This is a genomic window from Pseudomonas sp. P4_C4 (assembly GCF_056402055.1).
Genome location: NZ_JBFUID010000044.1, coordinates 1 through 11,900, shown reverse-complemented (window position 1 = coordinate 11,900; position 11,900 = coordinate 1). Strand labels below are relative to the sequence as shown.

Annotated in this window: 8 protein-coding genes and 2 pseudogenes; 5 read left to right on the top strand and 5 right to left on the bottom strand. The window is 57.6% G+C overall.

The features are described from left to right. Positions 1-95: 95 nt before the first annotated feature. From AC1DXW_RS21365 to AC1DXW_RS21355, 3 genes and pseudogenes are all read right to left on the bottom strand, one after another. Positions 96-320: pseudogene (locus AC1DXW_RS21365) on the bottom strand (transposase); the annotation flags it as partial. Positions 321-322: 2 nt separating this feature from the next. Next, a pseudogene (locus tag AC1DXW_RS21360) lies at positions 323-472 on the bottom strand (IS5/IS1182 family transposase); the annotation flags it as partial. 364 nt (positions 473-836) lie between these two features. Further along, a complete protein-coding gene (locus AC1DXW_RS21355; RefSeq protein WP_477756490.1) occupies positions 837-2,225 on the bottom strand; it encodes an amino acid permease in 1,389 nt (462 codons plus the stop codon). 268 nt (positions 2,226-2,493) lie between these two features. On the opposite strand from AC1DXW_RS21355, the gene AC1DXW_RS21350 reads away from it, so the two are divergent. The 5 genes from AC1DXW_RS21350 to AC1DXW_RS21330 all read left to right on the top strand — a co-directional run bounded on the left by AC1DXW_RS21350 (position 2,494) and on the right by AC1DXW_RS21330 (position 6,797). After that, positions 2,494-2,952 carry an Lrp/AsnC family transcriptional regulator gene (locus tag AC1DXW_RS21350; protein WP_477756489.1) on the top strand — a complete coding sequence of 153 codons (459 nt, stop codon included), beginning with the start codon at positions 2,494-2,496 and terminating at the stop codon, positions 2,950-2,952. A gap of 158 nt (positions 2,953-3,110) precedes the next feature. Next, positions 3,111-4,010, top strand: a complete 900-nt coding sequence (locus tag AC1DXW_RS21345; protein WP_477760421.1) for a DMT family transporter — start codon at positions 3,111-3,113, stop codon at positions 4,008-4,010. A gap of 458 nt (positions 4,011-4,468) precedes the next feature. Continuing rightward, positions 4,469-4,846 (top strand): c-type cytochrome, encoded by a 378-nt coding sequence (locus tag AC1DXW_RS21340; RefSeq protein ID WP_477755574.1) that lies wholly within the window; start codon positions 4,469-4,471, stop codon positions 4,844-4,846. Positions 4,847-5,136: 290 nt separating this feature from the next. Then, positions 5,137-5,955 (top strand): diaminopimelate epimerase, encoded by an 819-nt coding sequence (gene dapF / locus AC1DXW_RS21335; RefSeq protein WP_477760420.1) that lies wholly within the window; start codon positions 5,137-5,139, stop codon positions 5,953-5,955. 101 nt (positions 5,956-6,056) lie between these two features. After that, positions 6,057-6,797, top strand: coding sequence for a Mut7-C RNAse domain-containing protein (locus AC1DXW_RS21330; RefSeq protein ID WP_477755576.1), 741 nt, complete (start codon positions 6,057-6,059; stop codon positions 6,795-6,797). 85 nt (positions 6,798-6,882) lie between these two features. On the opposite strand, the gene AC1DXW_RS21325 is transcribed toward AC1DXW_RS21330, so the two are convergent. Next, a complete protein-coding gene (locus AC1DXW_RS21325; protein ID WP_477755577.1) occupies positions 6,883-7,647 on the bottom strand; it encodes a tetratricopeptide repeat protein in 765 nt (254 codons plus the stop codon). Positions 7,648-7,800: 153 nt separating this feature from the next. Next, positions 7,801-11,900: beta strand repeat-containing protein (locus AC1DXW_RS21320; protein ID WP_477760419.1), on the bottom strand; the 4,100-nt coding region annotated here is incomplete at its 5' end.

Here is an 11,900-nt window from a genome sequence, read left to right as displayed (position 1 = left end):
GCTGTGTGAAAACACGCTGACTGCATTGAAGGCTGAGAGTCGCGAGGGTTGCCTGTGGAATCAGCGGCCACTAACGGGTGAGCAAGCAGTTGGATTTACGCCCTGATCGCCTCAAGCAGCCCTGCGATGCCGAAGATGCTCATCATTCGTTTGAGGTTGTAGGCGAGCACATGAAGGCTCATCTCGGTACTTACCCTCGGTAGGGTTTTAGTCAGGAAGTGGGTAGCTCCCATCCAATATTTGAGCGTTCCGAAAGAATGCTCAACAGTCTGTCGGCGAACCCTCATCTTCCCTGGATCATGGTCCAATCGGATCTGCAGGGCACACCCTCAAACCCAAGTGCACCCAGGTCGAGTTCATCGACGAAAACGTCGACCACTCGCACTGGATTTTCTTCGGCTACGTAATCGTCCAGGCACTCCGGCAGCAACGTGACTTGCGTCCGGGCCTCACCTTCAATGAATCGCTTCATGATCGCCCCCGATACGATCTAGACGCTCAGAAGATTAGACAATCTCAGACGTTTTCACACAGCCTGGCCCCATGGCGGACAGTTTGTATTCCGATTCCTGGCCGAGAGCGGGATCACGTATAGCTGCAATAGAATATCGTGACTATCCTTTTCGGTTATAGAGCAAACAGGCCCCATTCAAGAAGTGTTGCAATCCTCACAGCGGGTCCTGATAGCAAGTTCTGCTCGCTTTGACAAAAAGCAGGATAAATGAGGTGAGGATTGACAGGCGAATGCAATCAGGTGCGCAACTGGAATGCAGTTTCGCACCTGAAAACTATTGGAGGTTGATTGACACTCCAGAGAGACCTGACGAAATGCCGGATTAATGCAACAACGAGCGGCGCCTCGCATAGGCGAAGTAGATCACCAGGCCAATTGCCAACCACGCCCCAAATACCAGCCAGGTCGTCTGCTTGAGGAAGGTCATCAAGGTTACGCAGAACGCGATGGCGAGCAACGGAACAACGGGCACGCCCGGGCATCTGAATGCGCGAGGGAGATCGGGTCGGGTCTTGCGCAATACGATCACTGCCACCGAGATCAGACTGAATGCGGCCAACGTACCGATATTGATCAGCTCGGCGAGGACGTTCAGCGGAATCAGAGCCGAGATCAGCCCGAAGACTATTCCGACCATCCAGGTGGCGAAAAATGGTGTGCCGAATCGTGGATGAACCCTGGAAAGGCGCTGGGGAAGCAGTCCGTCGCGCGACATCGCGTAGATGATCCTGGTTTGACCGTACGCCATAACCAGAATGACCGTCGTCATGCCAATGATTGCGCCTAAATCAACGAACCCGGCAACCCAGCTTTCACCGGCATGTTGCAACGCCAATGAGACCGGATGATCAACGCCAAGGAATTGGGCATAGGGCACGATACCGGTCATGATCATTGAAACGGCAACGTACAACACCGCACAAACGGCCAAGGAACCGATAATGCCGATGGGGAGGTCACGCGCCGGGTTTTTCACTTCTTCGGCGGCAGAGGAAACCGCATCGAAACCAATAAAAGCAAAAAAAACCAGGGCCGAAGCACTCAAAATGCCTTGGCCACCGAAGGGCGCGAAAGGTTGCCAGTTAGCCGGTTGAACATGTCGCACACCAACGGCGATGAAGAGCAGCACCACGGCGATCTTGATGATCACCATCACGTTGTTTACGCGCGCAGATTCCTTGATGCCCATGGAAAGCATCCAGGTAATTGCCAGCATAATCACCAGCGCGGGTAGGTTGAACCAGGTTTCCACACCGGGCAAAGAGCCTGGAGCCGCCGTAAGCACAACCGGAAGATTCAGCCCAAATCCGCTCAGCAGGGACTGGAAGTAACCCGACCACCCAACAGACACAGCCGAACTGGCCAGTCCGTATTCGAGCATCAGATCCCAGCCGATCATCCAGGCCACCAACTCTCCCAGCGTCGCGTAGCTGTAGGTGTAAATCGAGCCTGCTACCGGTACAGATGAGGCGAACTCAGCATAACAGAGCGCTGCAAATGCACAGGCCAACGCCGCTAACAGGAATGAAACCATGAGGGCCGGTCCCGCAGTCAATGCGCCGGTTCCGGTCAATACAAAGATGCCTGTCCCCACGATTGCACCGATACCAATCAGGACCAGATCCATCGGCCCCAGCACTTTTTTCAACCCGGCAGGAGCTCGGGCAGCAGCAATCATTGCGTCCAGGTCTTTTGTTCTGAAAATGCTCAATATTGCCTCCGTTGTTACTTGTTTTTATTGTCAGAGCCAGTGGCTTGGGTGTCGGAAATGACAAGAAATTGTATTTCAGCGCCTTGAAAATTAGCTTTCGAAACGGATCTGTATTTGATTATTTTTCAGACGTTAATTATCTAAAATATGTTCTTTAGGTAATTTTCTTTCTAATATTTGTCGTTTCTAGAAATGGATGCTTGATCAAGGACCTGCGGGATGGGGCCAATCGCCCTACCGCGTACTCATTGTTAAAGGGAGAGAACACATGGCGGAAATGGATAAGGTTGATCGTTCAATTCTGGAAATTCTGCAAATGAATGGTCGCCTGACGAACGCCGAGATCGCCGCTCGTGTCTACCTGTCAGCGCCAGCCTGCTGGAAGCGCCTGAAGCGCCTGGAAGAGGAGGTGATTGTCGGGTATCACGCGCACTTGAACCCAAAGACCATGGGGCTGGGACTTTTTGCTTTCATCAGCGTCACCCTCGATAGTCACTCCGAGGACGCCATGGAGCATTTCGAAGCGGGCGTTCTGGCGCTGCCCAACATTATTGCCTGTCACAAAGTGTCGGGGAAATACGACTACCTCTTGCAGGTAGTCGTCAAAGACATGGAGGCATTCCATGAACTCGCCATGCATCGCATACGTACGCTCGGCAATATCAAGGAAATGTACACCGGGTTTTCGCTCAAGGAGATCAAGCACTGCAATACCTTGCCACTGTAAGTGCCTGGGCTTGCCCCTTGTTCAGGACGAGTCACAAGACTGACAGTCGCAAAGGCGCCATGCGGAGTTTGGCGGGATCTTTGTATCCTCGAACTTGGCGCCGTCGATATGGGCTGGCATTCTATCTAACGACAAAGCAACGACAGGGACCGTCATCAATGCAATCCAGTTTCAGCAAAGGCGTCATGTTTGCACTCTGCGCCGCGGCACTGAACGCGACGATCGGTGTGCTTAGCAAAGTACTCATGAGTAATGGCTTCACTGCCAGCAGTGTGGCCGTCATCAAGACCCTGCTGGGTTGCCTGCTACTTTCGATCCTATTGCTTTTCCTCAAGCGCCCGGCGTCTACGGCCAAATGGACTCAGGCGGCAATCTGCGCCTTCCTTGGCATCTTCGTGCTGTTTCACTTCGAAACGTCCGCCTATCGGCATTACGCTGCGGCAGGTGTAGTGGTGGTGCTGATGGCCAGTGCCTCGATTTCCTCGATCATCCTGGGGCGCATTTTCCTCAAGGATGCCATCACCGCGAACGCGACCGTGGGCGCCGCACTGGCCATCGCCGGGATCGCGGTGATCTTTGGCGCCGACCTGCAACAGGGCTTTACCCTGCAAGGCGCTGCGCTTGCCTCCATGGCCGGCTGCGGTTATGGGGCCTTTTCGGTTGCCATGAAGCAGATGGGCGTGTCCGGGGGGCTGCACCTCACCCGGCAATTGCTGTTTTTTGGCAGCCTGTACCTGCTGATGCCGGCTGCGGCCGATGGTTTTGTGATCGGCGAGCTGTCGCCATTGGCGATCGCCGCACTGCTGGCGCTGGCCGCGCTGCCGACCATCCTCGGCTTCTTTTGCACCACCAAGGCCATCGAATATCTCAAGCCATCCCAAGTGCAGGCGCTGGAACTGACCGAGCCGCTGTTCGCCGCGCTGCTGGCGTTTGTGGTGCTCCATGAAGTACCGCGCGAAAGCCTGTTCGCGGGGGCGGCACTGATCATCGTCGGGCTGTGTTTCTCCAATGAGCTGATCCGCTTGGGCAGTAAAGCCCCGGCCCCGACGACTGAGTGAGCGATTGACGGGGCCTTTGCTGGCATATTGACTTCAACGCTCCCCGTCACTACCTTGCCGCCCCACTTTAATGGCAGGGCTCGATTTCCCTCGTGCTATCTCAGGATGAAAGCACCGTCGAACGGTGTGACCATGGAAGGAAATGACCATGCTGGTAATGGATGATCCGGTACAACCCGGTAAGACGGAGCGCTTCGAGGACTGGCTGGAGGAACCTGAAAACACTGACGTGTAGACTGGGTTACTCGAATGTCCTGTTGGGCGTAAAGCCTGGTCCTGGTACGCCCAACCAGCAGGTATTGATTCAAAGCAACTACCCGGCTACCTGGCGCGATCGGAAAACGAGTTGATTCAATGGGCATCAGAAATGACTGTGTGTGCCGATACGATGGCTGATATCTTTCCCGCGCACCAAATCGCGTCCAATCGACGCTGATCCATCAAGGAAGATAAAAACAATGAAAATATTATTCATCGCTTCGCTAGGAATTTTATCGCTAATTCAAACATCACTATCCTTCGCGGATAATGTTAATGGAAAAAATCTCTATTTACAGCGATGCACCATGTGCCACGGAATAGATCTCAAAGCAACAGGACCATTGGCTAACAAAAGCAATCCTCCTACACCTGATCTAACAACATCCGTTTTCAAAAAACGATTAAATGATTATCCGGGCGTGATTGTATCATCGATAATACTTCGTCCAAATGGAGACTTGATTCCAAAAACTTTGCGAGAGAATGGTGTAAAGCTATCGCCGTACTCATGGAGGATTGAAGATCTGCGCGATTTAAATCAATACATGAGTGGTGTGATTTCAAAAAATCGATAATTTTTGAGTTGAGCGGCAGACACAGAAATCCAAGAGCCATTTCAGGTTTGAGGGCTTGTGGGGCAATGCCGGTGAGCCCGTCGACCTCTCGCAGCAATCGGCTGCGGTCGTGACAGGCAAATAACGGCCAAGAGCGGACTGCTTGTTCCTAAAGATTGACTGCGCAACGCAATTGTCTGCCAGGCACCTCCCCGTCTTGAGCTTCCACACAGCTTGCAAAAACCATGCGTATGGGGATAGATCGACTTTAAACATCAACTCATCCCTTTTCTCATCGCCAGGGTCAATTCATGCCGCTGAGGTTTCATAAAATGCACGCCAATGGCGATGACTTCGTTATCGTGGATTCGCGCAACTCGTCCAATCCCATGACAGACAGCATGGCCCGGCGAATGGGTGACCGGACCCGGGGAGTCGGGTTCAATCAACTTGCGGTGGTGCTCGATGACGATGATGCWGATGCGCGCTTGATGTTTTGGAATGCAGATGGCTCCACGCTGGACGTTTGTGGCAGCGCGACACGGGGTGCCGCGGATATGTTGATGCGCGAATCAAATACTGCGTCGATAACGCTTCGAACCAACCGGGGCCTGCTCACTTGCGAACGGACCTCAACCGGCGCAATTTCCGTCGACATGGGGGTACCACTTTTCGACTGGACGGATATTCCTCTGGTTGTGGAAATGGATACTGTAGGTTTGCCACTTGCGGGTAGCCCAACAGCTTGCAGCATGGGAAATCCGCACTGCACCTATTTTGTGGATGATCTTACAGCTGTGGACATAGCGACAATCGGACCGATCATAGAAACCAACTCCCTTTTCCCCCTCAGGACGAACGTGCATTTCGTCCAGATCATTGACCGAAAGCACATTCGTTTGCGCATTTGGGAGCGCTGGGGAGCGATTCCGCTTGGTTCAGGTTCCTGCTCTTGTGGCGCTGCTGTAAACGGAATTCGTCGCGGCTTGTTAGACAATTGCGTTGAGGTTGAATGTGATGGCGGAACTGTAACGGTTCAATGGGATGGCGTGGGATCTGTCGTCCTGACCGGTCCGGTAGAGACGACTTTTTCGGGAATGATTTCGGGCGCCCTGTTACAAGCTTTGTAGTGGCTAAATCGTGATAAGCAGGTAAGTCGATCACTCCCAAGCGAGATGGGTGGTGTCCGGACCAGACTCGCACATCCCGCAGCCCTGCCATACTGTTGAGCATGACCAGTGCAACTTTCCGCTTCTTTGATGAACTCAACGATTTCCTGCCGGCCGAACGGCGGCGGCAATCCTTCACCTGCGAGTGCGCGCAAGGGGCGACGGTCAAGCACATGATCGAGGCGCTCGGAGTACCGCACACCGAGGTCGAGCTGGTGCTGCTCAACGGCGAGTCGGCAGGCTTCGAGCGGGTGATCCTCGACAGTGACCGGCTGGCGGTGTATCCCAAGTTCGAAGCACTGGACATCAGCCCGCTGCTCAAGGTTCGTGCGCAACCTTTACGGGTGCTGCGCTTCGTCGCTGATGTGCACCTTGGCGGGCTGGCCAGCCTGCTGCGCATGAGTGGCTTCGACACTCTCTACGACAATGGTTTCGAGGATGGCGAGATCGCCGAGATCGCTGCGCAGCAAGGACGCATCGTGCTAACCCGTGACCGCGAACTGCTCAAGCGGCGGATCATCAGCCACGGCTGTTACGTGCATGCCCTGAAACCGTCGCTGCAGCTGCGCGAATTGTACGAGCGCCTCGACCTGGCGCGCAGCGCGCGGCCATTCAGCCTGTGCCTGCATTGCAACCTGCCGCTGCACGAGATCAGCCCGGAACTGGCTCGGCCGCTGGTACCGCCACGCATTGGCGCCCTCTATTCGCACTTCCTGCGCTGCGGCGCCTGCCAACGGGTTTACTGGGAAGGTTCACACTGGCGCGGCATGTGTGCATTGCTGGCGCCGCTGCTGAACCGATAGCCGCGCGCATCGGGCCGGCTGCGTTGCCAGGGATAACCGGCTTTTGCACCAGGTCGATAACGGCCAGAAGTGGGCACTCGGAAACTCAACCGTGCACCAGGTAGGCCCCTGACGGAACCCGATATCGCAGCTTCTTGCATTTGCCGGGTGGGGGCTGATGCCCCGGCGGGCGATCAGGGAACCAGATCCGGCATTTACCCGGAGGCGGCAAATGGCCGCGGGGAATCTCAACCTCTTCGTACGCGGGCGCCGGCGGGACGGAAGCCACTTGCCCTTCTCCTTCGGGTCGAGGTCTGCCAGCCATCGGTGAATCCGATGTCCAATCTGCCTTTGCGCGAGCGAAGTTGCCAGCGTCGCGCCCATTGTCCGCGGTGGATTGTTCAGCAACGGCCATGTCTGCTTCGCGGTGCCTTTGGGTTTCCGCTTCCAGCCCCTTCTGTACTGCAACCAGGTCCTCTTTGGCAGTGGGTGGGGTATTCGAAGACTGGGCCTGCTGCGCCGCCTGGATCAATTGGAAGTTGCGGTTGCGTAACTCGACGTTGCGACCAACCCGCATATTCGAGCGCGCCGCCAAGGTTTCCGCCTGCTGGTACTGCCCCTGCTGAAGACGCAACACACCGAGGTAATGCAACGTCGCGGGATTGTTCGGCTGGATATGCAGGGCACGCTCCAGCGTGGCAGCGGCCTGGTCCAACTGGCCATTTTCATACTGCCGCGAGGCGGTTTCGATCAGGGTGGTCGATGCGCTGTTACTTTGCGCGGGCGCTCTTCGCTCGGCAGCAACCGAACAAAGCGACGCGACGGCGCAGAACGCCAGGATGAGACCCGGTAGAAAACTCTTGGTTGGCATCGGGGGGCGGACTCGACTGATCTCGGACGGCACTGCCATAAAACAGGCCTCAGCGCTGCTCGGTATCTCCGATACAGGGCCCCAATTGACCTGGCCAGTACCCTGAAGTTCCCGCTGAAACCGCGAAGCAACGTGCGGCCAGCAGGAAAAGCATCATGCCGTCAGGATAAAGTCCGCCTGATCGATTCCTGCACTGTTAACTCCGACAAGGCGAATAGTGTCCACTCCGATCCCGATCACCGTGTCCGCCCCGTCAGCCGCAATGCTCACGTTGGCAGCGAACGTCTCGCTGCTGATCCCCAGCCCCGCGATATTGAGCAAGTCCTGCCCTCCGACCGGATCGATATCGAAGCCCTGGATCGAGTCGTTGCCGAAACCTGCCGCAGCAAACACGAAGGTATCGTTGCCGAGGCCGCCGTTGAGCGTGTCGTTGCCCAGCCCGCCGAAGAACAAATCGTCACCTGCACCGCCGATCAGAATGTCGTTGGCCTGGCCGCCCAGCATCGTGTGGTTTGCCGCCGCTGCATCGTAGGCCAGCTCGCTGCCGCTGCCCTCGGCGTTCGCCTGCAATCCCGCCGCCGCGTATTGGCCATTGAGCGCGACCTGCGTCGCGTGCGCGCCGTCGTTCACGATCAGCAGGCCGCCGGTGCCTGCGTCATTCGCTGCATAGGTGATCTGCGTATTGGCGCCGAACGCAATATCGCCAAAGTCCAGCTTGTCACCTGCGGCAAAACCGCTGACGCTGCCGCTGAACGCCGCCGACACATCGAGCTTGAGCGTGCCTGCCGCGCCGCTGTCGAACGTCACATGCTGATCGGAGGCTGCACCGAATTCCAGGATCGCCGAACCGCTGATAGTCGCGCTTCCCGCGCCACTGGCATCTGCGTGGACGGTGATGTTGCCATCGTTCGCCCACAGGCTGCCGCTGTTGACGAGCGCACTTTCAATCACCAATCCGCCGCTGCCGCTGGCTTGCAGCACACCCGTGTTGGCGACGACGCTGCTACCGGTATCGATCACCAGCGCATTGACGCCGCTGGCAAGGATCAGGCCCGAGTTGACCAGCGTCATCTGCCCCGCTCCCAACTGGCCGGCACCCGAGATGGTGTTGTCGGCATTGGTGAGCACCGTGTCCGCGCTGCCACCAAAGATCACGTTCTGCGCGCTGTCGGACAGCACCACTTGCCCGCCACCGGTCAACGTCGCGCCACGGAACAGAATCTCGAGATCGGTCCCGCTGCCGGTGGAGCCGAGCGCTATGGTGCCGCTGTTGTCGATGCTGCCACCGAACGGCATGATCGCGCCGTCGGCAATGGTGATGGTGCCCGTATTGGTCGTGACCGGGTCCACATCGAACAGCAGGTTGGCCCCGCTCAACGCCGCCGCATCCACACCTTTGACCGTGATCGTCTGGTCGGCGCTGATGCTGAGCACGGCATTGCCGTTCGCATCGTTGGCGACACTCACATCGGCAAAATCGTTGACGCCCGTGAAGCCGATCAAGTCAATTTTGTCCGCCGCCGCGTCGAAGCTGTGAATCACGTTGTTGCCGATCGGCTGGGCGAACACGAACAGGTCGGCGGCGCTGGAGCCGGTCAGGTTGTCGTCCGCCGACAATGCGAAGATCGGCGAGCCGGGGGCGTAGGCTTCGATGTTGTCGCGAATCACTTCGCTATCCACCGTGCCATCGACATTGGTCCAGGTCATCGTGACCGGCAAGACCATGGCACCCGTGAAATCTGCTGCTGTTGTGACCGTCAGCGTGTCCAGGCTGTTTTTGTCCACTGTCCAGCTGCCGTCGTCATTGTGGGCGCCCTGGTTCAGGGTCCAGCCTGCGGGAAAACCGGAAATGCTCACCGTCGCAACGTCCGCGCGAGTCACCGCATCGGCCAGGCCCAGGTTGATCGGGCTGCCAGCAACACCGGCGGGGCCGAGGGTACTGTCGTAGACAACGATGTCAGAGGCCGTGATTGCAGTGACCCCCGCCAACGATGTGACATTGCTCAGCGTCGCCACTTGTACCCGGCCCCCCGCATCGTTCCAGTTTGTGTCAAACCAGATTTCGCCCTTGCCGGTCGTCGAGTTGAATACGATTGCGTATGTGTTCGTTGCATCCGCAGGGTTGGTTGTCGTGATGTCGTTCGTCGTTTGCGCGCTTAGAATGACAACAACTTTATTGTCGTCCGGGTTATTGATGTTGCTGATAGAGTTCCGGGTTTGAAAGTCGCCGGCGAGAAGCGTCGTGCCGGCCGAACTGCCAGCGGTTGTGAAGCCGACACCGCCCGTCACGGCCCCCCCCAGGAAGCCAATTTTGTCGGTGTTGTCCGTGTAGTCGGTGATCGTGTCCGTGCCACCGTTGGTGCGCAACCGGAATTGGTCAGCCCCACCATTCCCGGTCAGCGTATCGTTGCCCGCCTGGCCGTTGATGGTGTCGGCCCCGCTGCCGCCGCTGATGTTATCGACGCCGGATGAACCATTGATATTGAAGGCTTCGGTCTGGTTGCCAAGGTTGAGCGTCAGCCCGGAAGTCGTCAGCGTCACGTTTTCGATATTGGCGATCTGGGCGTTGCTGGTGCTGGTGAAGTTCGCGCTGACGTTGAGCGTATCGGTGTTGGTTCCGCCGTCGAGCAGCGTGTCGTTCTGCGCACCGTTGACGATGTCGTTGCCACCCGCCGCGCTGATACTGTCTGCACCAGCGCCACCAGTGATGGTGTCGGCGCCTGAAGAACCGGTAATGGTGAAGCCTTCGGTCTGGTTGGAGAGGTTCAGGGTCGCTGCCGTTCCGATCAATACATTCTCGATACCCGTAATCTGCCCGTCGCTTGTGCTCGTGAAGAGGGCACCCGTACCCAGGGTGTCGGAACCGCTGCCACCATCGAGCAGTGTGTCGTTGTCAGTGCCAAAGATCGTGTCATTCCCGCTGCCCGTGACGATTTGATCGGCACCCGAAGTACCAAAGATGGTGAAACTTTCGGTTTGGACGTTCAGGATCAGCGTTCCTGAAGCTGTGGTTATCTGTACGTTTTCAATATTCGCGATCTGGCTGTCGCTCGTGTTGACGAAGACACTACCGACATTGAGGGTATCGGTTCCGGTGCCGCCGTCGAGCAGGCGGTCATTCGCCGAGCCGACGATCACGTCGTTGCCCGCGCCGCCAAAAATCCAGTCGGCACCGGCACCGCCGGACAGATTGTCCGTGCCACCGAAGCCGTAGATCGCTGTGTCGGAGCTGCCCGCCGAGAAATTGTTGCCCGCGCTTGTACCGAGATAGAGCTCCACTACGCTCGCCGAGACACTGCCATCTTTCACCTGCAAGGTACCCGACACCACGGAGCCCTGTTCCGCGGGGGACAGATTCGTGCTGGCGCCGCTCGTGATCGAGGGGTTGCCGAACGCTGCGGCAAACGGACTCTGCAGCGACAGCGTCGCATTGTCCGGGTCGGTCGCGACGAAGCTGATCGACGTCTCGGTTATGGCCAGGCCGGAAGTCGTCGGTGCGTCGTTGACTGCCGACACCGTGACGGTCGTTGTTGCGATATTACTGGCATGGTTGGCCGCAGCCCCATCATCCACCTGGAAGCTAATCGTGCGCGCCGTTGTTGAGGGGTTGTCGCTACTGTTGGAGTAGGTCACCGAGCGCAGCGCGGTCTGATACTGCGCCACCGTAGCGGCTCCGGTCAGTGTCAGCACGCCAGTGCCAGCGTTGTAGCTGCCGGTAATGCCGTTCTGGTTGGTGAACGCGAGTACGTCCTGACCCGTGGCGAAGTTACCGGTGATCGATACCGTAGCGCCCGTTAGGTTGCTACTGTCGACATCGGTGACCGTTAGCGCCGAGTTGATCGTCGTCGCTGCCTGGTTTTCTGTGTATGACAGCGACCCACCAGCCGTCATTACCGGCGTGTCGTTGCTGCCGGCGATGTGGACGGTGACCGAGGTGAGGGTGCCGTCGGCGCTGCTCACCGCGAAGGCGTCGGTGTAGGTGGTGCCAGCGGAGAACTCGTTGTGGGCGGAGTTGGCGACGTAGGTCCAGGCACCGCCGGTGCCGATGGAGAACTGGCCGTAGCTGCCGACGGTGTTGGTTTGCGCGACGAAGGTTGCGGCGCTGTCGACGTCGCTGATGGTCAGGGTGCCGGCGGTGGAAATGTCGACGGCGGCATTGGTCTCGGTGAGGTTGGCGATGYCGGCGGACAGCACGGCGGCATCGTTGGTGCCGAGGATATGCACGGTGACCGAAGTGAGGGTGCCGTCGGCGC